The organism is Bacillus sp. 22475, assembly GCF_052044835.1.
Classification (GTDB): domain Bacteria; phylum Bacillota; class Bacilli; order Bacillales; family Bacillaceae_G; genus Bacillus_A; species Bacillus_A cereus.
In genome coordinates, this window is sequence record NZ_JBQENW010000001.1 from 160,567 (window position 1) to 184,011 (window position 23,445).

Genomic DNA, 23,445 nt, shown 5'->3' on the forward strand with positions numbered 1-23,445 from the left:
TCTTAGATTGCAACTTGAAGAACAGCGATATGTTATTTTAAGAGATATGCTGTTTGAAATGATTTGAGAAAAATAGGAAGAATTTCAACTAGATTCATATTGCAATTTAGTTATCCAATTATTTATAAGGAAAGGACGCCTATAAAATATTGATTCAAGTTTTACTTTATTTTTTACTATCTTCGGGGGTGTTTCATATGCACTATGCATTTTCACGTATAAGACTACGTAGTTTTTTTGGATGGATGATTATAGGGGTGTTCCTTACAATGATTCCATTAGGTCTAGCAAATGTTTCTGAGAATACAATGGAGGTTATTTCACAAATAACTGTATTTTTTGTATTTCCGTTACTTTGGCTATACGTAAAAACAAATAAAAATAATGTTGTATTTAACAGTTTTTTTGATAAGCCAGGACGTTTATCTTGGGGATTAATTGTATTAGCAACGATAATGGGGATGATTTTTTCAGTTGGCATATCTCAGATTCAATTTTACATATTAGCACATACGTTACCGAATTTCTTAGTTACTATGCTAGAAGACGGAAATGTTATTAATACGAGTAACGTATATATGACGATATTTACTTTCATTTCAGCATGTGTGTTAGCACCTATTATGGAAGAGGTTATTTTTAGGGGATTTTTCTTACAGCGAATGGCTCATAAATGGGGAATTAAAAAAGCTGTAATCATATCTTCAATTATTTTTGGCCTAGGACATTTTGATGTTATTGGTGCGTTCATGTTTGGTGTCGTTATGTGTCTTTTATACATAAAGACACAAAATATATGGACGAATATAGCTGTGCACGCTCTAAATAATTTGATTGCAACAAGTATGCAATTTTTCGGTGGAGAAGAAAGTGGTACAATCTCAATTACTGAATTACAAGCGCAAAGTAATTTATGGATTGGTATCGGTCTTACAGTTGTTGGATTACTATGGTTAATTCCTTATGTTTGGAAACAATGGCGTATAGTAAAAGAAGTTGGCGTGCCACCAGTACGTTTTATAAATGAGCAAAAAGTAGAGAGTGCATCACATGAAAATGAAGTGTATAGTCAAGTGATCGTAACCGATAGATTGATGGCCATAGAGTTACCAGATGAGGCTGTAAATAAGCTTCGGTTAGAAGAAAGTGATTATGTAACAGTATCTGTAGAAGAAGATAAAATCGTTATAAAGAAAGCACATAATAGATAATTAAAAAGTAGCTCTTAGGAGCTACTTTTTAATTTGTAATAATTTCTACACGAAAATTATTACCGTTCTTTACATATTTAATATCTGTAACAGTGCGGACCGTCTTTAAAATCTCCACTTTTTCACCAATTCGCGGGATCGTTGGAACATTATCCCAAATACCAAGCAAGTCATCTAATTGTGCCGTTTTTTCATAAAACCAGATTTTCAATGTAAAGCCCCTTTCTCGAACTTTATGTATTTTAATACATAATATATTATTTTTATTCTTATTGTAAGGGGTTTTTTTATATTTTATGAATAAAAATAAATTAATCTTCTGGGAAGATATGTTCAATATCAGGAGTAAGAGATACTTCTGATAATACGATATGAGAAACTGTCGTTGCATATGAAGAAACATCATTGATAAATTCTTCAAGTTCAACGAGTGAAGGAATAGAAATTTTTACAATGTAGCATAAGCTTCCTGTTACTCGGTAACAAAAACTTGCAGATGGATAAGACTGAATAAATTGTTGCATACGTGTTGTATCACCATTCTTTAAGGTGATTTCTAAAATACAATCTAAAACTAGTCCTGCCTTTTTATAATCAATATCAATTGTGTATTTTTGAATAACACCTTCGCTTTCGAGCTTACGAACACGTTCTGAAGTAGACGGAGCAGATAAGTTTACTCGTTTAGCCAATTCACGCATCGAAAGGCGACTATCATTATATAATTCATTTAAAATTTTTCGATCAACACGGTCTAATTGCATTTGTAAATATACCTCCAGTAAAATAATGATTTTTGTAAAGGGAAAATATAAATTAAGATTCATATGAAATGTAAAGTGAACGTTATTTATTTTACAATAAAACAGAAGGAAATAGGAGGGGAAATGATGGAGAGAATTTCATTATCAAATGTAGGAGATACAAAGTTTCAAAAGTTATTAGGGCATAATTCGGATATATTACATTCGTGGAGTACGTTAGAAGATACACTGTACAATAAAGGAACTCTTTCAGCAGAGTTGAAGGAGCAAGTGAGAAGAACATTAGCGTATGGGAATGAATGTCCGTACTGTATGGCAAAGGGAAGACCTGATGATGTGCAAAAGGCAGAGGAGATTGGTGTAGCCGTTACTTTTGCGCATACATTTGTTCATGACCGAAAAGCAATAGATGATACTATGTTTCACGTATTAAAACAATATTGGACAGAAAAAGAAATTGTAGAGCTTTGCGCCTATGTTTGCTTTATTACTGCGTCACAACAACTTGGTTTTCTATTTCAATTACAGCCAAATTAAGGGGGAAATGATGACAAATCAAATAGCACTTATCATAATCGATGTACAAAAGGCATTTCAATTACAAGATTGGGGCGAGAGAAATAATATTTTTGCTGAAGAAAACATGAGAATTTTGTTAGAAGAATGGAGAAAAAGGGAACGACCAGTTTTTCATATTCAACATGTAAATAAAGAAAATGCTCAGTCAATGTTTTATGAGAGAGCGGAAACGGTGAACTTTAAAGAAGAAGTGCAACCACTACTTGGTGAAGTGGTTATTCAGAAATTCGTTAACAGCGCGTTCATTGGGACAAATTTAGAAGATCGATTAAGAAAGAACAAATGTAATGCAGTAGTGGTTGTAGGATTAACGACAAATCATTGCGTGGAAACTACGACACGAATGGCAGGGAATTTAGGATTTACAACGTATTTAGTGAGTGATGCAACGGCTACTTTTAACCGTAAAGGTCTAGATGGTAAAGAGTATAGTGCAGAAGACATTCACAATATGACGCTTGTAAATTTACATGAAGAATTTGCTACGATTGTGACGACAAAAGAAGTATTAAAATTATTTTGAGAAAATAATTGCGAATTATGTAGAAAAAAATAAGAATATTTCGTATAATCTAAGTACAATCATTTTGAAAATAGGGGTGTCATCATATGGAGCAAATTCCAGTAAAAAAAATAGAAGAAGTACTTGTTTTAGCAGGGGATGATAAACAAAAGCAAAAGGAATTTTATGAATTGCTCTTATCAACAGAGTTTTATGTTGCTGGGTCACTAGAAGCAGAGGACGGGGCAACGGAAGGAATACTTCGCTTGCGTCATTTCCAAGGAGAAGGTAGATGGATCGTTCCGTTCTTTACACAAATGGAATTTGTAAAAGACGTGTTGCCAGAAGATACGCCCCTTATTACGATACGTGGAAATCGATTATTTGGTAGCATCGAGAAAGATGCAACAGCTGTATTAAATGTCGGTACTGATATAAGTAAAACATTTATTCCAGAAGAAATTGCAGATATCGCATCTGGACGAATTTTTAATTATTATAAGTAAAAGGAAAAGCGTAATCGCTTTTCCTTTTTAATTTGAACATAGAGTGGCTACACCGGAAGAAATAGAGACTGTTTTATTATTCGTGTTTATTGAAGCTGTAGCTCCAAGTGGAATACCGATGTTTGGACTTATATGTCCAATTGGTAAACCGAATAGGACAGGTATATGATATGGCGCGAAATATTCATATAATATTGTTTGCAATGATTGAGAGGGCTTTGAAGGAGTGCAGTCGTGACAACTTGTGAAAATAACGCCCCTGCATTCATTAAACTTTCCAGATAAAAGTAGCTGATTTAACATACGGTCAATGCGGTACGGTTCTTCACCAATGTCTTCAAGTAATAAAAGTGTATTGCCCGTATTTATCTCGTAGGGCGAGCCAATTATACTCGTTAACACAGCTAAATTTCCTCCAACTAACGTACCTGTAACTGTACTGTGAGAACTAGGTACGATACATTCTGATGCAGATAAAATGGTTGAATACGGATGGAATAGTTGATTGAAAGAAGATAAAGAAAGAGAATCTACACCTTTCCCTAATTCTTCAACCATTGGGCCATGAAATGTCACAAGCTTTGCATAACGTGAAAAAGCAGTATGTAAAGCTGTAATATCGCTATATCCCCAAAAGATTTTAGGGTTTTGCCGAATGATTTCATATTGAATGTGAGGGAGGAGTCGAGCACTTCCATAACCACCTCGTGCACAAAAAATTGCCTTCACTTCATTATTTGTAAATGCTTCATGTATATCGTCAAGCCGAACTTGATCACTTCCGGCTAAAAATCCATATTTCTCGTAAACACTCTTCCCGATTATTACGGATACCCCCATCTCTTGTAATACATTCACACCTTTTAATACATTTTCGATTGTAGGTGGACCAGATGGTGCAATAATCATTACTGTATCACCTTGTTTTAATACATTTGGATAAATCATTAAGCTCAGCCTCCTTCTCTTTCAATATATTCGCTTCATATGAAGTTCAACCCTTGCAAAAGCAGGGGAAAGCTTATCAAATAAAGAAGATATAAGGGAAATAGGAGGGAAAATGATGTTTACAAGTCGAGTAACAGACATATTAAAAATTGAGTATCCCGTTGTTCAAGCCGGTATGGCAGGCGCGATTACGACGCCAGAACTTGTTGCAGCAGTAAGTAATAGTGGAGGATTAGGGACGCTTGGAGCGGGCTATATGAGCCCAGAACAAATTCGTGAAGCGATTTATAGAATAAGAGAACTAACAGATAAGCCTTTCGGTGTTAATTTACTTGTAACGAAAGAGATAGAAATAGAAGAAGAGAAGGTAAATGAGGCGAAAGTATTACTAAGCGGAGTGAATAGAGAATTAGGTATAGAAGTAGAAGGAACGTTAAAGCTTCCAAAAAGCTATAAGGAACAATTACAAGTGCTATTAGATGAAAAAGTACCGGTCGTTAGCTTTGCATTTCAAACGTTAGAAAAAGAAGAAATAGATGACTTAAAAAGAAGTGGAATAAAAGTTATCGGAACAGCTACCCATGTGAAGGAAGCGAAAGTACTTGCTGAGCTAGGAGTAGATATTATTATTGGGCAAGGTAGCGAAGCAGGAGGGCATAGAGGAACGTTTATTGGGAAAGAACGAGATGCTATGATTGGTACTTTTGCGTTAATACCTCAGTTAGTAGGGGCTGTTCCGCATATCCCAATTGTCGCAGCAGGTGGTGTAATGAACGGACAAGGGCTTGTTGCGGCATTGGCACTAGGAGCAGAAGGTGTCCAAATGGGATCAGCCTTTTTAACAAGTGAAGAGAGTATTACGCACGATGTGTATAAAGAAGCGGTTTTACATAGTACAGATACGAGCACAACTGTAACTCGTGCGTTTTCCGGGAAATATGCACGCGGTATTCGGAATGAATTTATAGAGAGACATGAAGGAAAAGAAGAAGGGCTTCCGATGTATCCAGTGCAAAACGTATTAACTTCTAAAATACGCCAAGAGGCAGCGAAGCAAAATAAGGAAGAATATATGTCACTTTGGGCAGGACAGGCAGCATCATTGGCACGAATCGAATCAGCTCAGCATGTAGTGGAGCGAGTTATGAAAGAAGCGGCGAATGCAATCGAGAAATTACAAAATATATACAAAAAGACCACTTGAGTAATTCAAGCGGTCTTTTCGTTAGTTTGCTTTATAAAATTGTTGGATGGCTTCGTCGATGTAAACCCAGCCTTTCCAACCTAAGTGCATATGATCTTTTAAGAAGTATTTATCGTATTCATGATTTGAGAAGTCGGCAATTGGATAACCAGCTTTTTCAATTTGCTCATGAACTTTCTTATAGTATGCTTCGCGGCGTTCTTTCGGGAAGCCAGCGTAGTCGTACCAAGGACCTTTGACAGGAACAGAAATGAAGAGTGGTTTTGCACCAGATTGTTTTAATAAATCAAGTACAATTTGTAAATCTTCATATTCTGGCGATTGGTCATAAGCATCATTTTTTAAGTAACCTTCACGTTGCTTTAATTTTTTCTTAATTTTGCTATTGAAGTAACCATCTTCGATACCATATTCATTAGATCCAGATTCTGCTGCACCTGTTTGATCCGCATGTTTACGAGCCTCTTCCCAGTTCATTTGTTTTAATGAAGGATCGAGCTTCTCTTTATGCGGTTTAATATTAAACATAGCTGTAAATAAATCTTTACGATCTAAAATGTTACGGTAAATATAAGCGAAAGGTTTAGCAGCAAGTGCTTTTACTTTATACTTCGTATCATCATAAGCGATACCTTCAAGCGAAATTTTTAATAAAGTTTCTTTTTTTACAATCTCAAAGTTTAATAAACGCTTTGCAATTTGTTTTTTCATTTCAGGTTTTAAATCATTGTTGAAAATGAAGTGGTAACCTTGTTGTTTTGAAAAGTTAGGTGCAAAGTGCGTTTCGTCAATACCTTGTGGTACAAACCATTGCGGAGAAAGAACGAATACCATTTTCTTATCTTTCAATTGATCCATTGTAGATGCGAAGTTTAACACATGTACAAGGTCTTGTGTTCCGCCGCGTCCAAGAAGGAATGGCGTAAATCCTTCAGGTTTTACTTTAAAATAATTAGATGGATGGAAAGCATCCATACGTGCGAATTCCGATGAACCGTACATCGGAAGATATTTTGGATCTGCTAACATCTTTTGCTGTAAAATCATACTTTGAATTTTTTCTTCTTTTAAAGAAGTAGCAGCTTGTTCTACTTTTTCATCACTTAAAAGTGGAAGTAGGAAGCGCGTTGGAATAAGTAAGAATACAGCAAAAAGGGCCAATGCTAAAAGCATCGGACCAAATTTTGCTTTGTTCATCGGATTTCTTCCAACTTTTTAATAACCATGTTTGGTGTAGCCCACTCGTCACGGTCAAAATCAGAAATAGAAACTTCAATATCTAAACGCTCTTGGAATTCAACTAATAAAGATACTACAGCGAAAGAATCAAGGATACCTTCTTCAAATAATTGAACATCTAAGTTTTCTTTCACAATATCGTTTTCACATACTTCTTCTAAAATATCTAATACTTGCTCTTTGAATTCTGCCATTTTTAAAATCTCCTTTATATCCGAAATATATTATATGTGCAACTTCTTAATGGAATAAGAAGGGTGCATTAAAAGTATCTGTTAAGGTGTCCAGAGAAGATTAGGAAACCGAAACATACAACGTGGAACGTAATTACAATCGCAAGGATGCGTGTGAATTTATTGTTTGGCCAAAACTTATGCTTCTTGTTTTTTCGTTCGAAAATATCGAATAAAATAAACAGTGCGGCATGATATAGACCATAAATAATATATTGCGCAACAGCGCTTCCTTGGATATGCCAAATTCCCATAATGAAAAAGTTTAAAAATGCACCGATATACGAAATTGTGTAACGGTTCTTAATTAACTTTTTCTTCGTTGCAAAAAAGACGAAACGCATGTAAATAAAATCACGGAACCAGAATGATAAACTCATGTGCCAGCGGTTCCAGAAGTCTTTAATATTACGACTAAGGAATGGCTTATTAAAGTTTTCTGGCGTTTTAATTCCCATCATATAACTTACACCAATTACAAAAGAGCTATAACCAGCAAAATCAAAGAATAGATATAAGCTATAGCTATACATGTAAATCATATTTGAAAAGATTGTATCGTGTTGAGCGAATGCTGGATCCATGCAATATTGCTTTATTAAGTAAGCAATAATAAATTTATACAAGAAACCTTGGAAAATACGATTTAGTCCTGTATATAGTAAATTTTGATATTCTTCAGCGCTAGGTGGCTTTTGAATATCTTTTTGGAATCTTCGGTAACGATCGATAGGTCCTGTTGAAATCGCAGGGAAGAATAAAACGAATTCCCAGAAGTTAAAGAAAGAAAGCTCTTTAATTAAACCATCGCGAACTTCAAATACCATTTGAACTGCTCTGAATGTTACGTAAGATATACCTAGAAAAACAACAAGTTTTAACTCAGGTAATAACGATGCAAATGGTGCGATTTTTGCCAAAATAAGAGGCAAAATCGATAAAATAACAGCTATGCAAAATGTGAATGTACTATTATTTTGTTTTCTTAAAATTAAATAGCCTTTAATAAGGACATATTGCCAAATAATAAATGTAGCTAACATCATTGCTTGCTTTGGTTTATCTGAGAAGATAATAGCAAGCATGACTAATGTTAAAACGGCATTATATTTACGCAACATTTTACCTTTTAATCCAGCTATGATAGTAGGTATTAATAAAATGCCCACTATAGCGAAAAAATAAAATGATCCATATGCGGTCATGCTGTAACCTCACTCAATAATTTTTTGCGATCTACCTTTCCATTTGGTGTCATTGGAATAGAAGATTGATACATGAATTTACGTGGAATCATGTAGTTTGGTAATCGCTCATTGAGTTCTTTTTTGATTGCAGATGTTAATTTGAATTCTTTCTCAAACGAATGCTCTCCAGGAACAACAACCGCTAATAAATAATCGTATTTCTCACCTTTTTTAATTGGAACAATAACTGCTCCTTCTACGTAAGAACACGCACGAAGGTGATGCTCAATTTCTTCTAATTCCATTCGATAACCATGAAGCTTAATTTGGAAATCAAGACGACCATTATAGAATAGAAGACCATTTTCAACATAGCCAGCATCACCTGTTTTATAGGCGCGCTCACCGTCAATCATAGTAAATGCTTTTTCTGTTAATTCAGGGCTTCCTAAATATCCAACGCTTACGCTTGGACCGACAATTACGATTTCACCTTTTTCACCATCAGGTGCAATCGTGCCATCTTCTTTCATAATAAGAAGGCGACAGTCTGATTTACAGTAGCCAACTGGAAGTGATTTGTATTGATTAAGTACTTCTTCTGTAACGTGAATACCTGTGACAGCAACAGTAGCTTCTGTTGGACCGTAAGTATTCATAATTGTTGCATTTGGGAAACGCTCAATTAATTTTCTAGCCACTTCATTTGGTAACACTTCACCGCAGAATAAGAATGTTTTCATGTTTGGTAGCATACTCTCAGAGAAAGATGCTTCCATTAAACACATTTCAGCAAAAGAAGGTGTAGAAGTCCATACTTGTATATCCGATTGCTCTAAAGAAGCAAACAAGTCTTTTGGACGTGCAATCATATCTTTATCGATTGCCCAAAGTGTACCACCTGTTACTAATGATGGGTAAATATCCATGACAGATAAATCGAATGAGAAAGGTGCTTGGTTTAAGAATACTTGCCCTGTTTGTAAGTTGAAATCTTCTACAGCCCATTTTGTAAAGCTTACAAGGCAGTTATAAGTAATCTGAACCCCTTTCGGATTACCTGTGCTTCCTGATGTGTAAATAATGTAGAAGTTCTCATCACCTTTTACCGCATGTTCAGGATTTGGAGTTTTCCCTTTATGAGTAAAGAAAATATCTTTTAAGTTGTCTTCACTTACGATGCGAACTGGTAAATCAGTTACAGTTACTTCTGCTGCCGATAAAAGTAATTTCGCACCAGAATTTTCAGCGATACGTTGTACACGATCAGCTGGGATAGATAAATCTACAGGAATATAAGCATGTCCAGCTTTTACACATCCTAAAAAGTTAATAATCATTTCAGGTTGCATATGGCCATACACCATAATTGGTGAACGATCGTCTGGATACTCAGAAGAAATCCAATGTGCTAACGCATCAGAATCTTCCTTTAATTGTTTGTACGTAATTTTCGCATCTCGCCAAACAAAAGCGGTTTGATCAGGCGTTTCAATAGCCCACTTTTCAATTTGTTCTAATAACTTCATAACGTTCCCACCCTAGAATTCATTGTAAATAAATGTACTTGTGTTTGTATCATGGAATCCATACAACCAAAGTAATGCAAATAAAATTGCAAGATAATAAACCGTCTTTGCAACCCATTGTGTGAGTGGTCGAGACCATATCTCTTTTAATCTTTCCATGTCTTTCCCTCTCTTAATGAAATAATAGCTCTTTGTAGGTATCATGTCCTACATTATTGTGAAAAAAACAAAATCCCACATTTTAGGTAAAAATAAGTCAAAAGGCTCTTTTCTGATATTAGCACTAAATACTAAAAAAGAAAATCCCTAACTTAGCAATTATATTACATTCAGCATGAATTTGTAATGGGTTTGACATGTAAATAGAAAGTGGATTGTGTGAATACATAAAAGTGGACTATAAGAATACGTAAAAATGCAGTATTTGTTTTTATTAATCATTTAAGACGGAGTAAAATTTAAAATTTCTAGTTCTTTTGAAAAGGAGGAAATTATCATGAATAGAGTGTGGAAGAATCTAATTTCGGAAGAAAATATCGTGAAATGGAGAAGGCATTTTCATAAGTATCCGGAATTATCATTTCATGAAAAAGAAACTTCGCAATTTATATATGATACATTATGCTCATTTTCTTCTTTTGAAGTAACGAGGCCGACGAAGTATAGTGTACTAGCAATTAAAAGAGGTGTGAAGCAAGGGAAAGTAATTGCGATTCGAGCTGATATAGATGCTTTACCAATTCAAGAGGAGACAAGTAAATCTTATACATCTGTGAATAAAGGAATGATGCATGCATGTGGGCATGATGCTCACACAGCTATATTATTAAGCACTGCAGAGGTGCTTAATAATATGAAGGAAGAGTTTGTAGGGGAAATTCGTCTATTCTTTCAGCATGCAGAAGAAGTATACCCTGGTGGTGGACAAGAAATGGTTGAGGCGGGTGTTATGGACGGTGTTGATTATGTAATAGGTTTACATGTTATGTCTGGCTTGGAAAGTGGGAAGGTAGGAATTGTATATGGACCGATGATGGCAGCACCAGACGTATTTACAGTTGAAATCCAAGGCAAAGGAGGGCATGCGGCGCGGCCAGAAGAAACGATTGATCCTATCGCTATCGGAGCGCAGATTATTACAAATCTACAACATATCGTATCTAGAAATACAAGTGCTTTCATGCAAAGAGTCGTTTCAGTTACGCAGTTTCATGGGGGAGTGGCAGACAATATTATTCCTAGTACAGCAACTTTAATGGGAACTGTTCGTTCATTTAATCAAGCATTGAGGGTGGAAGCAGAAGGAAAAATCGAGAAAATTGTGAAAGGAATTACAGAAGCACATGGAGGATCGTATACATATACGTATCGATATGGATATGATCCGGTTATTAATGATGAATATATTACGAAAATAGTAGAAGAAAGTGCACTACATTTGTTTGGGAATGAGCGTGTTGTGAAGCTTGAACCTTCTATGGGTGGGGAAGATTTTTCAGCATATTTAAGAAAAGCACCCGGTTGTTTCATTAAATTAGGAACAGGTAATGAAAATATATATACTTGTTATCCACATCACCATCCGAAATTTGACGTGGATGAATCAGCATTAATTTGTGGAGTGGAGCTATTTTTAGAGACGACTATAAGATTACTAAAATCATAGAAAAACAAAAAAAGGCAACTGCGCTCTATCGCAGTTGCTTTTATTTCTTTCCGTCAGAGAGGGCTGAGAAAGAACTATGCTCATTTATAGTATATGAATAGCTAACGGACAAGCTTGTACATTTTAATCATTTTTTTAAAAAAGTTGTTGACATTGATAATCAATGTCAATTAATCTAAATATAGTTGAAATTGATAATTATTATCAATAGGATGGATGCGACATGTTAATGAGAAAAAAATTTCACCTTCTACGGAGGGGCTTAAAAGATAAAAATAAAGATGTTGATCAGCATATGGAATGGCAACGAAATGTAATTCGGTCTGAATATGTAGATGAGAAGAAGAGCATTCAAACAGAAAAAGAGATACAAAGTAAAGGGAGAGGTTCAGTTGAGTAAGTTAGTAATGATTTTTGCAAGTATGAGTGGAAATACAGAGGAAATGGCTGACCATATTGCCGGCGTAATTCGTGAAACAGAAAATGAAATTGAAGTTATTGATATTATGGATTCACCAGAAGCTTCTATATTGGAACAGTATGATGGAATTATTTTAGGTGCATACACATGGGGAGATGGTGATCTTCCTGATGATTTCTTAGATTTTTATGATGCAATGGATTCTATTGATTTAACTGGGAAAAAAGCGGCAGTATTCGGATCATGTGATTCGGCTTATCCGAAATACGGAGTGGCGGTTGACATTTTAATAGAAAAGCTACAAGAGCGCGGAGCAGCAGTTGTGTTAGAAGGACTAAAAGTAGAATTAACGCCAGAAGATGAAGATGTAGAAAAATGTTTACAGTTTGGAGCTGAATTTGTAAAACACCTTTCTTAATGGCAGAAGGGAGCTGAAGAGCAAGTGCATGAGAAAATCTCAATCAAAACGATGACAGATTATCATTTGTATGATTTTATGCGGTGTCCGCATAAATTTTATTTTCGTCATATAAAAAGAAGAGAACCTTCTTCATTTGAATGGCAACAAATAGTGCAAATGATTGTGAATCAAATTATTAACGAGTATTACACGCTACCTGCGGGTCAACAAACGAAAATTGTACTTTTAATATTAATAGAAAAGTATTGGAAAAAAGTAAGGATTAATATGTTTGCTTCGAAGACGGAGTACTATATTGTATTAGCGAAGCTAACGGATCACTTATTACAGTTTGTTGAAAGGGATGATAGTCAGACACCACCATTGTTTTTATACGAGAAGTTTCAAACATATATGGAAGAGTTAGGTGTCCACATGTCATTGACATTTGAAGTTGGTAAGTGGAATGCTGAGTCGTTTGTAATTAAAAAGTATGTTGTCGATGCGGATGAGGAAATGCTTGCTCTTTGTCAGAAGCTAATGACAGTATTCAGTTATAAAGCTTTCGGCGTTCTTCCAGGAAAAATTGAAGTTATTAATTTAATAGAAGGAACTAAGTATGAGTACATTCCAAAACAGGAAGATATTATAACTGGAATGGCTGATTTATCTAGAATGAAAGAAATGTTACAGCAACCTGAGCATTATACAGAGCGTCATTTTCGTTCTGAGTGTATAAGTTGTGCGTTTCGTAGTGAATGCCAAGGGGAAGAAGTAAAGAAAGAAGCGAAACAGAAGAAAAATATAGTTCATTAAAGGATGCAACTTTGCATCCTTTTTTGTTATTGACATGAAAAGCTTTTCATCATTTACGGTATATTTGTAGCAGATTTTAATAAAGTGAAACTTTAATCAGTGGGGGTCAATCGGGCTACCCGCAAATAGCGGGATAAAGGGAGGAATAATCAATGAAAGATGAAACGAAAGTATTTCAATGGTTAAAAGAACAAAATGCTCCTTTTGAAATTCAACTGCAAATTTTACAGGCATTTCAATTGTATAAAGTTATTGTTGAAATGGATAAAAAGTTAATGATGTATGAGGAGAGAGTATATAGGGAGAGAATGTAATCTCATCCCTGTAATATCGTTTTTAGTTGTTCTGTACTTGTAATGAATTCGAGTTCATTCTCTGATTCAAAGTTATAAATAATATTATGTAGTAAAGGACTATATTGATAAAAGGTAGTAATGCGGTGAATGAGTAATGGATCATGATGAGAAATAAGTGTACTGTACTGTTCATATACAGATGTAGTAAACTCATGTCCGAAATCATAATATAGTCCTGCAAAATCAAAAGCAGGATCGCCAATTTGCGCATCACCAAAATCGATAACACCTGAAATGCTTTTGTTCCGTTTGTTAAATAAAATGTGATGATGAGTAAAATCAGCGTGAATGATTGTGTTTTGAAAAGTGGATGTAGCTAAACATGCAAAGAAATTTTCAAATAAGCGATTTAAGGCTAGTTTCTGTAATGAAGTAAGGCTAGTAGTGAGATATTGGTTTAATTTTGTTTGTAGCTCTTTCCAGTAGGTACATGTTTTTTCAATAGGGAAACATAGCGTTGTAACTTGGGATAAAGGAATACTATGTAGTACCGCAAGGAAAGTAGCTAATTGTGTAATAATTGCTTTCAGCTCTGGATCCTCCAGCGTGGCAACTGTTTCTGTTTTTAATGGTTCACCATGAATGAGAGTATAGTAACTACAAAGAGGAACCTCATCAGATTCATTTTTATAAATTAGGTGATATTGTGGAACTTCGATTTCTTGTAGTGATTGAGTGAGAATTGCGCATAGTTCTTTTTCTAACGGAATTCGCATCGCATATTCCTGTTTTCGTGGGAAACGAAACAGTAGCTCATCATTTACTATAACTGCTACATTATCCCATCCTTCTTCATTTTGTTTATATGAATGTATAGAAAGATTAGGCAAAGCTTCTTTTATATAATGTTTGTAAGAGTCCATAATTGTTCCTCGTTTCTGAGTTAAGTTATTCTATTTTATGATATCAGAATTTTCTTTCTATATGTTAAAATATAGCTATTATTATGAAGAAGGGCGGGAGTATTACGAAAAAAAGACTGTTAATCATTTCTCTATGTATCGCTTTTGTATTGTTTTGGTCATATAAAGAGGAGGTTTTTGCTACCTTTAAACCGATTGATCAGTACGAGTTAAATAAGGAGTTAAAGAACAAAAGTATAGAAAACTTAACTCATAATGAAATGAAAAAGGTAGGAGAGCATTTTGTGACCGAGCAACTATCAGTGTTTGGGTCTACTAATAAAGAAGATGTGAAACGAAAAGGTGAAGAACTATTTTTAAATAGAGGGTATGAACAATTAATGGGAAATTATTATCCAAATCGTTTTCAAGATTTAGAGTATAAATTTACAAACGAGGAGATACGTGAAGAGACCGATGAGAGTTTTCTTTATCAAGCTGTAGCGTACGTTGCGGGTACTGAAAATGGTAAGAAAAGCGAAATGAAATTGAATTATGAAGTGAAAATTGTAAAGGTTAATAATATATTTATGGTGCTAGAACAAAAGCAGCGCGTGCAATAAAGGAAATTCATTGCTCAATAGAACATTTGGGGGTGTATTACTTAATACGGAATAAAAAGGCCCTCAAGGAATAAAGGGCCTTTAAAGATTTTCATTTTGTTGACCAAGTTCTTTTTGAGCAATATATAAATTCCCTTGCTCGACTTGTTTAAGAGTATGAACAGAATCTCCTGCATATCCTTTTTGTGTTTTAACAGTTCTTTTTGAACGATTGGAATCTTGTTTCTTCATATAATAGGCCACCTTTCATCAAAAATAAACGAAAATGATAAGTATGAGTAATACAGCAGCGAAAATGGTAATGCCCATTAAAAACGAAGTGTTTTTATATTTAGGTGGCTTATGTACATCTTGCCGATATCCAGGTGAAATTTCAGGGGCAAATTCTTCATCGAATGATTGCTTTTTTTCTTTGTCGTCCATATGTACCCACCTTTCTTTTTCATTATATTATACGTTACAAGAAAAAATATGCATAAAGAAAACAGCCGCTTTATTATTAGCGGCTGTTTTGTGTTGTATATTTTCGTTGTACTTGAAAGAGACGGATAAGTAGGAAGGCAGCGCCAAATGCTAGACCGATAATAAGACCGATCCAATAGCCTTTCGCGGCCCATTCTGTATACGTTGCTAATATGTAACCTAGTGGTAGACCTATTACCCAATAAGCAATTAAAGTCATAATTAGAGCAACATTTACATCTTTATAACCACGCAAAGCTCCTTGTACAGGGGTTGCAATTGCATCCGAAATTTGAAATAAAATTGCAAAGATAAGAAATTCTTTTGCTAAATGATGAACTTTTGCATCTGTCGTATAAATAGAAGCAATTTGATTATCAAAGAAGTAGAGAAGAATCGAATATAATAAAGCAAAGGCAAGGGCTAATCCAATTCCAATCAGTCCGTATTGTTTTGCATTATCGTAACGTTTTGCTCCAACTTCGAATCCGACCGCAATAGTCATTGCCATTGCTAAACTTAGCGGAGTCATATATAACAAGGAAGCAAAGTTCATAGCTGCTTGGTGAGCTGCAATAGTTGTCGTACTAAAATTACTCATCATGAGCGTTACCGCAGCGAAAATACTCGTTTCAAAAAAGATAGCAAATCCGATAGGGACGCCAAGTTTTAAGAATGCTTTCCAACTCGAAAGAGAAGGTCGGTATAATTGTTTGAAAATGTTGAAAGAGGCAAAAGGCTCTTTCGTCTGAATAATAATGACTGTAATAATTAAAATGCACCAATATGTTGCAGTGGAAGCAATTGCTGCTCCGACACCACCAAGCTTCGGGAAACCGAAGTTACCAAAAATTAATAGGTAATTTAATATTACGTTAATTGGTAATGATAGTAATGTAATAATCATTGTTGTTCGAGTTTTTCCTAATGCATCAATAAATCCGCGTAAAACAGTGTAAGTGAATAAAGGTATAATTCCTATTGCGATAATACTTAAAAATTGCGCTGCAATACGTTCCACAGGTTCTTCTAAGCGCATGCCATTTAAAATAGGTGAAACGACGAAGAAACCGATGAGGATAACAACGAAGCTAGCACAAATTGCTAAATAAACCGCTTGTATGACAACGTGGGGAACGTCCTCCTTTTTCTTGGATCCAACGAGCTGTGCAACAATGGGAGTAGTAGCCATTAAAATTCCTGTTAATCCCGTACTAACTGGAATCCATATACTTGTTCCAATTGCAACACCTGCTAAATCAGTTGGACTTGCATGTCCTGACATTGTTGTATCAAAAAAACTCATCGCAAATAATGACATTTGCGTTACGAAAATCGGAAAAAATAGTAATACAAATTGCTTTAACTTTTGTGAGAATGAAGTAGTTTCTTTCATAAAATCCCCTTTCCGTATAAAAAAACAAACTCTTACTATCATACAATTTAATCAAAGATTAGAAAAGAAATAAGCGCCTACAACATATGAAGCCAATAAAAAAAGGATGCACTTTGAAAAGGGATAAGGTATTATGATAAGGTGTGAAAAAATTACATATTATTTGTTATTAAGGAGGCACTACTTGTGGCTGATTGGTTAATTGGTTTAATCATGGGTGCTGTTGAAGGTTTAACAGAGTTTTTACCAGTATCATCAACAGGACATATGATTTTAACAGGACACTTAATTGGATTTGAAGACGAGAGAGCGAAAGTTTTTGAAGTTGTAATCCAATTGGGATCGATTTTAGCGGTTGTAGTTGTATTTTGGAAACGATTATGGTCGTTGGTTGGAATTGGAAAAGTAAAAGAAGGGCCATCGTTAAATTTATTACATATTATTATTGGGATGATTCCTGCCGGCATACTAGGTGTATTATTCCATAGTGCAATTAAAAAGGTTTTATTTGGTCCAGGACCAGTTGTCATTAGTTTAGTAGCTGGTGGTATTTTAATGATTGTTGCTGAGAAGTTTTCAAAACCAAGTACAGCAAGAACGTTAGATGAAATTACATATAAGCAAGCATTTACAATTGGAATGTTCCAATGTTTAGCACTTTGGCCAGGATTTTCTCGTTCGGGTTCTACAATAAGTGGTGGTTTATTAGCTCGCGTGTCGCATACAGCGGCAGCTGAATATACGTTCATTTTAGCAGTACCAATGATGGTAGCTGCAACTGGATTAGATTTAATTAAAAGCTGGGATGTATTAAGCTCGGCAGATGTAACGCTATTTGCAACAGGATTTGTAACTGCATTCGTTGTTGCGATGCTTGCAATTGTTTCGTTCTTAAAATTATTAGCTCGTGTAAAGCTAACACCGTTCGCTTACTACCGTTTCATTTTAGCTGCGGTATTCTATTTCTTCATTATGTAATAAAAAAACCTGCCGAGCTCGGCAGGTTTTTATTTTACTACTTTTTCCATCATGCTTTCCATTACATGTTCCCAAAGAGAAGTATCATCAGCTAATGTAGCACGGAAATTAGCATACATTTCTTTTTGTTTTTCTTCGAAAGTTGGATCTTCTTTTTCAGGTAATGTAGCGCGCATTGAAGTTACTAATTCTTGTACTTTTGGAGCGCGTGGTCCAAAGACGGCTTGTTCATTACCATCTTTATCAATGAAAATAAAGATTGGAATCGCACGTGCTGTTCCATTTGTTAAATATTGATCCATTAATTCTAAGTTTTCATCGCGAATTAATAAACTCATATCAATATTTGCAACTTCAGAAATTCGTTTCATAACAGGTACGCATAAAAGAGCATCGCCACACCAATCAGCAGTTAATACGATAACACGCCAGCCGTCATTTTGACGTTCTTCTAATACAGGAAGTAATTCATTTGGAATTAAAAAGTTATTGTAAATGTGTAGTAGCTCGTATTGGTTTACTTGCATTTCATTCACATATGTATCAAAGGACATACCTTTATCAGCCCATTGTTGTAAGTTCATAATTAACACCTCTTTAGTAAGATTTGCTTTCATTGTACCAATTTTTATATAGAAAAGCTTGTATTCTTACTCTTTCTCGTCACTTAATAATTTATTTAAGAGGAAAAAGAATAGTACGACACATAATTCAGCTATGTTGGACATTTGTACGCTTTCTATCCAATCATCAGCAGTATGAATGACGAACCAATCTAGTGTAATTTCAATGAATGAGAAAAGAGTAATAGAAATCCAATTTGGCATGTTTTGTGTCAGTGGATATAGTAGCGCTTTGAAGAAACTGAAGATGAAAAATGTAATACTGTCTAAGAAAGTGATTAATAAAAAAAAGAGAAGTAACGCAATACGTGAACTATACTCTATACCTGTAATTTGAAAGACTCCTACATATACAAAAAATATAAATACAAAAATTATAATGAGAAAAAGAGCAATAATACTAATGATAATCGTTTTATCTTTTAGGCTGAGATTTGAGAATTTCTCCTCCTCATGCATTAAAATACCCCTTTTTTCTGGAAGTTAACTTCATTTTATCATGAAATACATATTAAAAAACTACGAATTATGGGAAAATAAAGTGACAAAAAGTAAGATTTCATGTAAAATTATTAATAAGGTTTTTATTTAACTAAATGAAATAAAAGGAGCTGTCAAAGTTGTCTCAAAATCGAGAGCAATTAATGGAAGAACTATCGACAAATGTGTTTGCTATGTTTCGCACATTGCGTAATGATATCGGAAAAATATTCGGTGGTTACATACCGTGGAATGAATTCATCGTCCTGAGAATATTAAATCGTACGAATAAAGAAATGGTATCGCGTGTAGCAAATGAATTAAATGTGTCGAATAGTCATATTACAGCTGTTACAGAAAAATTAATTAATAAAGGTTTTGTAACTCGTTCACGTTCTACATCAGATCGCCGAGTTGTGTATTTAGAGATTACAGAACAAGGGAAAGATTTAGTTGCGAAAATGGAAGATGCGAAAAAACAATATTTACAAGAAAGATTCTCTACACTTTCAGAAGATGAAATGAATGTAATGATTTCGATTTCCAAAAAACTTATTTAAGTGATTATAAACAAGAAAACGCTTACGTGATGAAAGAGAAGATCTTCCTTATATATGGAAGATCTTCTTTCGTGTGTAATAGATGTTAAAAAATAAAATGTGTATGAAAAAAGATAGAGCGCCATACTACTAATACAAGGAAGGGAGGGAGAAATATGACGAATCGTAACGGTAGTAAAGGGAGCGGTAATCAAGGATCACCAAAGTCCGGCCAGTTTAATCAGGAATTTAGCACTGAATTTGAAACTGGTAATGATAATAAAGGGAAAGAATATCGTTCTAAAAAAGGGAGTAAATCAAAAAAGGAGTGAATATATTCACTCCTTTTTTGATTTACGATGCTGCTGATTGATCAGTATTATATTTTTCTTCTGATTTTGCGACAATCATTGCGCAAATTGCATCCCCAGAAATGTTTACAGCTGTTCTAGACATATCTAGAATACGGTCAATACCGATAATTAAAGCGATACCTTCTACTGGTAGATTTACTTGATTTAAAACCATTGTAAGCATTACAAGTCCAACACCTGGTACACCAGCAGTACCGATACTAGCTAGTACAGCAGTTAATACGACCATAGCTAATTGCGGTAATGTAAGTTCCACTCCGTATACTTGAGCGATAAATACAGTTGCTACCCCTTGCATAATGGCAGTACCATCCATATTAATAGTTGCCCCTAGTGGTTGTACAAATGAGCTTATCGCTTTTGGAACGCCAAGTTTATCTTGTGCTGTTTTCATTGCAAATGGAAGCGATGCATTAGAGCTAGATGTACTAAATCCAATTGCCATTACTGGTCCGAAATGTTTAAAGAAACGAACAATACTTTCTTTTGCTAATACCTTTAATAAGCCACCATATACAAAGATCCCGTGAATAATGAGTACTAACATAACGACAATCATATACTTGAACATCGCAGCGACGCCTGCAAGCCCCATTTTACCAACGGATGAAGCGAGCAAACCGAATGTTCCAATTGGGGCTAATTTTATAACGAGATTAACGAGATACATCATTAATTCGTTGCCCTGTTCAAGTAATGAATGGATACCTTGAACTCGTTTTCCTAAAATAGCTATACCGAGTCCAATCAATACGGCAAAGGCAATGATTTGTAACATGTTTCCGTCAGCCATCGCTTTTGCTGGGTTATCTGGTACGATATTTAGCAATGTGTCGACGAAAGATGTTTCAGTTTTTGCACCTTCATACTTAAGACCTTCTGTTTTAAAATTACCGCCAGCTCCTGGTTTTATAATAAGTGCAAATGTAACCGCTATAGAGATGGCAACCGCAGTTGTTACGAGAAAGAATGAAATTGATTTTAAACCGATTCTTCCAAGTTGTTTCGGATCTCCAAGACCGGCAGCACCAAGTACGATAGAAATGAACACAACAGGAACAACTAGCATTTTAATAAGTCGAATAAACAATTGACCAATTGGGTTGAACACATATTGATTTAGTGGCTCAAAGCTAGATGGAGCGGCTAAATTTAGAGTGAGTCCAACAACTAGACCTAGAAATAATGCGATTAAGATTGCTTTTGTTTGTTTCAATAAAATCCCCCCTTTTGTTTTTGCGAAATTCCTTCCTAAAGTAATTATACCGAAAAAATACTTAATTTGACAATATTTTCTGAATTTTTAGGTTTTTATTTAAGTACAGATAGACTGATTTTTTGTTTAGAAAATAAAATAGACCATCACATAGGATGGTCAAGGAAGGGGACAATTTATGTCAATTTAATTAGGGATGGAAGCTGTTCAAAGACACTGGGGAATGTCTTATAAATTAGGGAGGAACAACTTCGATACATATACTATAAAAGGTAGATGTGACCTCTGTGTGAACATAGAGTGAAAGAGAGAGGGAGTTTTAAATAAAAGATAGAAAGACAAAAAAATAAGACCATCATATATAAGATGGTCAAGGGAAGGGGACAATTTATGTCAATTTAATTAGGGATGGAAGCTGTTCAAAGACACTGGGGAATGTCTTATAAATTAGGGAGGAACAACTTCGATACATATACTATAAAAGGTAGATGTGACCTCTGTGTGAATATAGAGTGAAAGAGAGAGGGAGTTTTAAATAAAAGATAGAAAGACAAAAAAATAAGACCATCATATATAAGATGGTCAAGGAAGGGGACAATTTATGTCAATTTAATTAGGGATGGAAGCTATTCAAAGACACTGGGGAATGTCTTATAAATTAGGGAGGAACAGCTTCGATACATATACTATAAAAGGTGGATGTGACCTCTATGTGAACATAGAGTGAAAGATATGGGGATTTGAAAAATAGTACATATGAAATTGTTATTGCTAGCAATATTGAGTTAGGATATAGAGTTTTCCAGCATAAAACGAAAAGGAATCTGAATATAAATAAAAGTTGTAATCTATGAAAAAAAGGATTATGCTCAACTATATTATAAGAATATAAGGTTTGTCCCAATTGTTTAAGGGCTTTTAAAAAGCTTTTTATTTATGAGGGGAAAGCTTCACTTTAATAAGGGAGTTAGTGATATGGAAGTAACAAAAAAACAAGGGCTGTATAATCGTCTTATACGATTAAACCCACCACAAATATTAGCGTTAGGTTTTTTCTGCTTAATTGTGGTTGGCGGTTTGTTATTAAAGTTACCATTCGCAACGAAAGCACATATTAGTTGGGTAGATGCTTTCTTTACAGCAACGTCAGCAGCGACCGTAACTGGTTTGGGAGTAGTGGATACAGCAAGTACATTTACGATGTTTGGCGAAATTGTTATTATGTTTTTAATTCAAACAGGTGGTCTAGGTCTTATGACAATTGCCATTTTAATTGTTTGGGTATTAGGCAAAAAAATCGGATTACGCCATCGTTTATTAATTGGAGAAGCATTTAATCAAACAAATATAGGTGGTCTTGTAAAATTAGTAAAGCGTGTCTTTATATTTTCGATTTGTATTGAGCTTATTGGGGTCATCTTTTTATCGTTTCGCTTTATTCCAGAGTTTGGTTTTGGAAAAGGTTTATACTATAGTATTTTTCATGTAATTGCATCTTATAATAATGCAGGCTTTGCTTTATGGCCAGATAATTTAACAAGATATGTAGGAGATCCCATTATTAATATTGGGATTTGCTCTTTAATTGTAATAGGTGGACTCGGTTTTACCGTATTAATTGATATATGGTATAGTCGCAGTTTTCGAAAATTATCACTTCACTCAAAAATAATGATTATTGGAACAGTAGTGCTAAATGTTATAGCAATGATTGTGATTTTTGTATTGGAATATAATAATGTGAAGACGTTAGGGAATTTATCTTTAAATGAAAAACTATGGGCTTCCTTCTTTCAAGGTATTACCCCGCGGACAGCTGGGTTTAATACGGTTGACTATGGAGGTATGGAAGAATCATCTATATTATTTACGATGATTTTAATGTTTATTGGTGCAGGAAGTGTATCAACAGGTGGAGGAATTAAATTAACAACGTTTGTTATCTTAATTACATCTGTTCTTTCTTTCTTTAGAAAAAAGGAGGAAATTGTTTTATTTCAGCGTACAATTAAAATGTCGACAGTAACGAGGGCCTTAGCGATTGCTGTTGCCAGTCAAATACTTATTTTAGCGGCGGTATTCATATTAATGCTTACAGAAAACTTCAGCTTTATTCAATTATTATTTGAGACAATATCAGCGTTTGGCACAGTCGGATTAACGATGGGAATTACTGCAAAGCTATCGGCATTCGGAAAATGTATTATTATGTTTGTTATGTTCTGCGGATTAATTGGACCATTAACACTTGTGTTCTCTTTAGCGCGACCAGCAAAACAAAAAATAAAATATCCATCGGAAGATGTGTTTACAGGATAAGGTATCCCGCGTTAAGCGAGATACCTTTTTCT

At 34.7% G+C, this 23,445-nt stretch carries 30 protein-coding genes; 15 read left to right on the forward strand and 15 right to left on the reverse strand.

What is annotated here, in order from left to right:
• Window positions 1-197: 197 nt before the first annotated feature.
• Complete coding sequence (locus ACTJJY_RS00860) at window positions 198-1,211, forward strand: CPBP family glutamic-type intramembrane protease (RefSeq protein ID WP_440604795.1); 1,014 nt, start codon at window positions 198-200, stop codon at window positions 1,209-1,211.
• A gap of 28 nt (window positions 1,212-1,239) precedes the next feature.
• Here ACTJJY_RS00860 and ACTJJY_RS00865 read toward each other — a convergent pair whose 3' ends face one another.
• Window positions 1,240-1,422 (reverse strand): DUF3913 family protein, encoded by a 183-nt coding sequence (locus tag ACTJJY_RS00865; protein ID WP_000707107.1) that lies wholly within the window; start codon window positions 1,420-1,422, stop codon window positions 1,240-1,242.
• A gap of 100 nt (window positions 1,423-1,522) precedes the next feature.
• A complete protein-coding gene (locus ACTJJY_RS00870) occupies window positions 1,523-1,975 on the reverse strand; it encodes an Lrp/AsnC family transcriptional regulator (RefSeq protein ID WP_135238308.1) in 453 nt (150 codons plus the stop codon).
• A gap of 126 nt (window positions 1,976-2,101) precedes the next feature.
• Between ACTJJY_RS00870 and ACTJJY_RS00875 the strand changes: the two genes are divergently transcribed.
• From ACTJJY_RS00875 to ACTJJY_RS00885, 3 genes are all read left to right on the forward strand, one after another.
• On the forward strand, window positions 2,102-2,512 hold the full coding sequence (locus ACTJJY_RS00875) for a carboxymuconolactone decarboxylase family protein (protein WP_000439757.1): 411 nt from the start codon (window positions 2,102-2,104) through the stop codon (window positions 2,510-2,512).
• A gap of 10 nt (window positions 2,513-2,522) precedes the next feature.
• Window positions 2,523-3,077, forward strand: a complete 555-nt coding sequence (locus tag ACTJJY_RS00880; protein ID WP_440604796.1) for a cysteine hydrolase family protein — start codon at window positions 2,523-2,525, stop codon at window positions 3,075-3,077.
• 86 nt (window positions 3,078-3,163) lie between these two features.
• The gene (locus ACTJJY_RS00885; RefSeq protein ID WP_213743747.1) at window positions 3,164-3,562 is read left to right on the forward strand and encodes an SseB family protein; all 399 of its coding nucleotides are present in this window, start codon (window positions 3,164-3,166) and stop codon (window positions 3,560-3,562) included.
• Window positions 3,563-3,589: 27 nt separating this feature from the next.
• Here ACTJJY_RS00885 and ACTJJY_RS00890 read toward each other — a convergent pair whose 3' ends face one another.
• The gene (locus ACTJJY_RS00890) at window positions 3,590-4,510 is read right to left on the reverse strand and encodes a S66 peptidase family protein (protein ID WP_440604797.1); all 921 of its coding nucleotides are present in this window, start codon (window positions 4,508-4,510) and stop codon (window positions 3,590-3,592) included.
• Window positions 4,511-4,625: 115 nt separating this feature from the next.
• On the opposite strand from ACTJJY_RS00890, the gene ACTJJY_RS00895 reads away from it, so the two are divergent.
• A complete protein-coding gene (locus tag ACTJJY_RS00895) occupies window positions 4,626-5,714 on the forward strand; it encodes an NAD(P)H-dependent flavin oxidoreductase (RefSeq protein WP_440604798.1) in 1,089 nt (362 codons plus the stop codon).
• A gap of 21 nt (window positions 5,715-5,735) precedes the next feature.
• Here ACTJJY_RS00895 and dltD read toward each other — a convergent pair whose 3' ends face one another.
• The 5 genes from dltD to ACTJJY_RS00920 all read right to left on the reverse strand — a co-directional run bounded on the left by dltD (window position 5,736) and on the right by ACTJJY_RS00920 (window position 10,061).
• Window positions 5,736-6,911: a D-alanyl-lipoteichoic acid biosynthesis protein DltD gene (gene dltD, locus ACTJJY_RS00900; protein WP_001030268.1), complete on the reverse strand. Its 1,176-nt coding sequence runs from the start codon at window positions 6,909-6,911 to the stop codon at window positions 5,736-5,738.
• Window positions 6,908-7,147: a D-alanine--poly(phosphoribitol) ligase subunit DltC gene (gene dltC, locus ACTJJY_RS00905; RefSeq protein ID WP_000807310.1), complete on the reverse strand. Its 240-nt coding sequence runs from the start codon at window positions 7,145-7,147 to the stop codon at window positions 6,908-6,910. Before dltC ends, dltD begins: the two co-directional genes overlap by 4 nt.
• 68 nt (window positions 7,148-7,215) lie before the next feature.
• The gene (gene dltB / locus ACTJJY_RS00910; RefSeq protein ID WP_065228503.1) at window positions 7,216-8,391 is read right to left on the reverse strand and encodes a D-alanyl-lipoteichoic acid biosynthesis protein DltB; all 1,176 of its coding nucleotides are present in this window, start codon (window positions 8,389-8,391) and stop codon (window positions 7,216-7,218) included.
• On the reverse strand, window positions 8,388-9,902 hold the full coding sequence (gene dltA, locus ACTJJY_RS00915; protein ID WP_440604799.1) for a D-alanine--poly(phosphoribitol) ligase subunit DltA: 1,515 nt from the start codon (window positions 9,900-9,902) through the stop codon (window positions 8,388-8,390). The genes dltB and dltA overlap by 4 nt, the downstream gene beginning before the upstream one ends.
• A gap of 12 nt (window positions 9,903-9,914) precedes the next feature.
• Window positions 9,915-10,061, reverse strand: coding sequence for a teichoic acid D-Ala incorporation-associated protein DltX (locus tag ACTJJY_RS00920; protein WP_000440293.1), 147 nt, complete (start codon window positions 10,059-10,061; stop codon window positions 9,915-9,917).
• A gap of 337 nt (window positions 10,062-10,398) precedes the next feature.
• Between ACTJJY_RS00920 and ACTJJY_RS00925 the strand changes: the two genes are divergently transcribed.
• From ACTJJY_RS00925 to ACTJJY_RS00945, 5 genes are all read left to right on the forward strand, one after another.
• Window positions 10,399-11,568: an amidohydrolase gene (locus ACTJJY_RS00925; protein WP_440604800.1), complete on the forward strand. Its 1,170-nt coding sequence runs from the start codon at window positions 10,399-10,401 to the stop codon at window positions 11,566-11,568.
• Window positions 11,569-11,791: 223 nt separating this feature from the next.
• Window positions 11,792-11,968, forward strand: a complete 177-nt coding sequence (locus tag ACTJJY_RS00930) for a hypothetical protein (protein ID WP_000929009.1) — start codon at window positions 11,792-11,794, stop codon at window positions 11,966-11,968.
• A complete protein-coding gene (locus tag ACTJJY_RS00935) occupies window positions 11,961-12,407 on the forward strand; it encodes a flavodoxin (protein WP_000041153.1) in 447 nt (148 codons plus the stop codon). Before ACTJJY_RS00930 ends, ACTJJY_RS00935 begins: the two co-directional genes overlap by 8 nt.
• A gap of 24 nt (window positions 12,408-12,431) precedes the next feature.
• On the forward strand, window positions 12,432-13,205 hold the full coding sequence (locus ACTJJY_RS00940; RefSeq protein ID WP_440604801.1) for a hypothetical protein: 774 nt from the start codon (window positions 12,432-12,434) through the stop codon (window positions 13,203-13,205).
• Between the two features lie 152 nt (window positions 13,206-13,357).
• Window positions 13,358-13,519 (forward strand): hypothetical protein, encoded by a 162-nt coding sequence (locus ACTJJY_RS00945; protein ID WP_000651086.1) that lies wholly within the window; start codon window positions 13,358-13,360, stop codon window positions 13,517-13,519.
• A gap of 2 nt (window positions 13,520-13,521) precedes the next feature.
• Here ACTJJY_RS00945 and ACTJJY_RS00950 read toward each other — a convergent pair whose 3' ends face one another.
• The gene (locus tag ACTJJY_RS00950; protein ID WP_440604802.1) at window positions 13,522-14,424 is read right to left on the reverse strand and encodes an aminoglycoside phosphotransferase family protein; all 903 of its coding nucleotides are present in this window, start codon (window positions 14,422-14,424) and stop codon (window positions 13,522-13,524) included.
• Between the two features lie 83 nt (window positions 14,425-14,507).
• On the opposite strand from ACTJJY_RS00950, the gene ACTJJY_RS00955 reads away from it, so the two are divergent.
• A complete protein-coding gene (locus ACTJJY_RS00955; protein ID WP_440604803.1) occupies window positions 14,508-15,026 on the forward strand; it encodes a biotin transporter BioY in 519 nt (172 codons plus the stop codon).
• An 81-nt stretch (window positions 15,027-15,107) separates the two neighbouring features.
• Here ACTJJY_RS00955 and ACTJJY_RS00960 read toward each other — a convergent pair whose 3' ends face one another.
• The 3 genes from ACTJJY_RS00960 to ACTJJY_RS00970 form a co-directional block, all read right to left on the reverse strand.
• Window positions 15,108-15,257 (reverse strand): hypothetical protein, encoded by a 150-nt coding sequence (locus tag ACTJJY_RS00960; RefSeq protein WP_000743742.1) that lies wholly within the window; start codon window positions 15,255-15,257, stop codon window positions 15,108-15,110.
• An 18-nt stretch (window positions 15,258-15,275) separates the two neighbouring features.
• Window positions 15,276-15,449, reverse strand: a complete 174-nt coding sequence (locus tag ACTJJY_RS00965) for a hypothetical protein (protein ID WP_000341062.1) — start codon at window positions 15,447-15,449, stop codon at window positions 15,276-15,278.
• A gap of 76 nt (window positions 15,450-15,525) precedes the next feature.
• Window positions 15,526-16,884 (reverse strand): MATE family efflux transporter, encoded by a 1,359-nt coding sequence (locus ACTJJY_RS00970; protein WP_440604804.1) that lies wholly within the window; start codon window positions 16,882-16,884, stop codon window positions 15,526-15,528.
• Between the two features lie 186 nt (window positions 16,885-17,070).
• Between ACTJJY_RS00970 and uppP the strand changes: the two genes are divergently transcribed.
• The gene (gene uppP / locus ACTJJY_RS00975) at window positions 17,071-17,862 is read left to right on the forward strand and encodes a bacitracin resistance undecaprenyl-diphosphatase (RefSeq protein WP_098613088.1); all 792 of its coding nucleotides are present in this window, start codon (window positions 17,071-17,073) and stop codon (window positions 17,860-17,862) included.
• A gap of 29 nt (window positions 17,863-17,891) precedes the next feature.
• Here the strand turns inward: uppP and ACTJJY_RS00980 are convergent, their stop codons facing one another.
• Together ACTJJY_RS00980 and ACTJJY_RS00985 are read right to left on the reverse strand one after the other, a co-directional pair.
• On the reverse strand, window positions 17,892-18,479 hold the full coding sequence (locus ACTJJY_RS00980) for a thioredoxin family protein (RefSeq protein WP_440604805.1): 588 nt from the start codon (window positions 18,477-18,479) through the stop codon (window positions 17,892-17,894).
• Between the two features lie 33 nt (window positions 18,480-18,512).
• Window positions 18,513-18,944, reverse strand: coding sequence for a YrvL family regulatory protein (locus tag ACTJJY_RS00985; protein ID WP_440604806.1), 432 nt, complete (start codon window positions 18,942-18,944; stop codon window positions 18,513-18,515).
• 161 nt (window positions 18,945-19,105) lie between these two features.
• On the opposite strand from ACTJJY_RS00985, the gene ACTJJY_RS00990 reads away from it, so the two are divergent.
• Both ACTJJY_RS00990 and ACTJJY_RS00995 read left to right on the forward strand, forming a co-directional pair.
• On the forward strand, window positions 19,106-19,525 hold the full coding sequence (locus ACTJJY_RS00990) for a MarR family winged helix-turn-helix transcriptional regulator (RefSeq protein WP_000081434.1): 420 nt from the start codon (window positions 19,106-19,108) through the stop codon (window positions 19,523-19,525).
• A gap of 155 nt (window positions 19,526-19,680) precedes the next feature.
• Window positions 19,681-19,836, forward strand: a complete 156-nt coding sequence (locus ACTJJY_RS00995; RefSeq protein WP_000184928.1) for a hypothetical protein — start codon at window positions 19,681-19,683, stop codon at window positions 19,834-19,836.
• A gap of 22 nt (window positions 19,837-19,858) precedes the next feature.
• On the opposite strand, the gene ACTJJY_RS01000 is transcribed toward ACTJJY_RS00995, so the two are convergent.
• Window positions 19,859-21,094, reverse strand: coding sequence for a dicarboxylate/amino acid:cation symporter (locus tag ACTJJY_RS01000; protein WP_440604807.1), 1,236 nt, complete (start codon window positions 21,092-21,094; stop codon window positions 19,859-19,861).
• A gap of 975 nt (window positions 21,095-22,069) precedes the next feature.
• Here ACTJJY_RS01000 and ACTJJY_RS01005 point away from each other — a divergent pair.
• On the forward strand, window positions 22,070-23,413 hold the full coding sequence (locus tag ACTJJY_RS01005; RefSeq protein WP_064531905.1) for a TrkH family potassium uptake protein: 1,344 nt from the start codon (window positions 22,070-22,072) through the stop codon (window positions 23,411-23,413).
• Window positions 23,414-23,445 lie beyond the last annotated feature (32 nt).

Bases quoted from the DNA above. Each gene is read 5' to 3' on its own strand.
- ACTJJY_RS00985 (WP_440604806.1), bottom strand. From the start codon at position 18,944: ATGCATGAGGAGGAGAAATTCTCAAATCTCAGCCTAAAAGATAAAACG.
- ACTJJY_RS00965 (WP_000341062.1), bottom strand. From the start codon at position 15,449: ATGGACGACAAAGAAAAAAAGCAATCATTCGATGAAGAATTTGCCCCT.
- ACTJJY_RS01005 (WP_064531905.1), top strand. From the start codon at position 22,070: ATGGAAGTAACAAAAAAACAAGGGCTGTATAATCGTCTTATACGATTA.
- ACTJJY_RS00860 (WP_440604795.1), top strand. From the start codon at position 198: ATGCACTATGCATTTTCACGTATAAGACTACGTAGTTTTTTTGGATGG.
- ACTJJY_RS00895 (WP_440604798.1), top strand. From the start codon at position 4,626: ATGTTTACAAGTCGAGTAACAGACATATTAAAAATTGAGTATCCCGTT.
- ACTJJY_RS00870 (WP_135238308.1), bottom strand. From the start codon at position 1,975: ATGCAATTAGACCGTGTTGATCGAAAAATTTTAAATGAATTATATAAT.
- dltD (WP_001030268.1), bottom strand. From the start codon at position 6,911: ATGAACAAAGCAAAATTTGGTCCGATGCTTTTAGCATTGGCCCTTTTT.
- ACTJJY_RS00930 (WP_000929009.1), top strand. From the start codon at position 11,792: ATGTTAATGAGAAAAAAATTTCACCTTCTACGGAGGGGCTTAAAAGAT.
- dltC (WP_000807310.1), bottom strand. From the start codon at position 7,147: ATGGCAGAATTCAAAGAGCAAGTATTAGATATTTTAGAAGAAGTATGT.
- ACTJJY_RS00890 (WP_440604797.1), bottom strand. From the start codon at position 4,510: ATGATTTATCCAAATGTATTAAAACAAGGTGATACAGTAATGATTATT.
- ACTJJY_RS00945 (WP_000651086.1), top strand. From the start codon at position 13,358: ATGAAAGATGAAACGAAAGTATTTCAATGGTTAAAAGAACAAAATGCT.
- ACTJJY_RS00970 (WP_440604804.1), bottom strand. From the start codon at position 16,884: ATGAAAGAAACTACTTCATTCTCACAAAAGTTAAAGCAATTTGTATTA.
- ACTJJY_RS00950 (WP_440604802.1), bottom strand. From the start codon at position 14,424: ATGGACTCTTACAAACATTATATAAAAGAAGCTTTGCCTAATCTTTCT.
- ACTJJY_RS00920 (WP_000440293.1), bottom strand. From the start codon at position 10,061: ATGGAAAGATTAAAAGAGATATGGTCTCGACCACTCACACAATGGGTT.
- ACTJJY_RS00875 (WP_000439757.1), top strand. From the start codon at position 2,102: ATGGAGAGAATTTCATTATCAAATGTAGGAGATACAAAGTTTCAAAAG.
- ACTJJY_RS00880 (WP_440604796.1), top strand. From the start codon at position 2,523: ATGACAAATCAAATAGCACTTATCATAATCGATGTACAAAAGGCATTT.
- ACTJJY_RS00885 (WP_213743747.1), top strand. From the start codon at position 3,164: ATGGAGCAAATTCCAGTAAAAAAAATAGAAGAAGTACTTGTTTTAGCA.
- dltA (WP_440604799.1), bottom strand. From the start codon at position 9,902: ATGAAGTTATTAGAACAAATTGAAAAGTGGGCTATTGAAACGCCTGAT.
- dltB (WP_065228503.1), bottom strand. From the start codon at position 8,391: ATGACCGCATATGGATCATTTTATTTTTTCGCTATAGTGGGCATTTTA.
- ACTJJY_RS00960 (WP_000743742.1), bottom strand. From the start codon at position 15,257: ATGAAGAAACAAGATTCCAATCGTTCAAAAAGAACTGTTAAAACACAA.
- ACTJJY_RS00980 (WP_440604805.1), bottom strand. From the start codon at position 18,479: ATGAAAGCAAATCTTACTAAAGAGGTGTTAATTATGAACTTACAACAA.
- ACTJJY_RS00995 (WP_000184928.1), top strand. From the start codon at position 19,681: ATGACGAATCGTAACGGTAGTAAAGGGAGCGGTAATCAAGGATCACCA.
- ACTJJY_RS00955 (WP_440604803.1), top strand. From the start codon at position 14,508: ATGAAGAAGGGCGGGAGTATTACGAAAAAAAGACTGTTAATCATTTCT.
- ACTJJY_RS00925 (WP_440604800.1), top strand. From the start codon at position 10,399: ATGAATAGAGTGTGGAAGAATCTAATTTCGGAAGAAAATATCGTGAAA.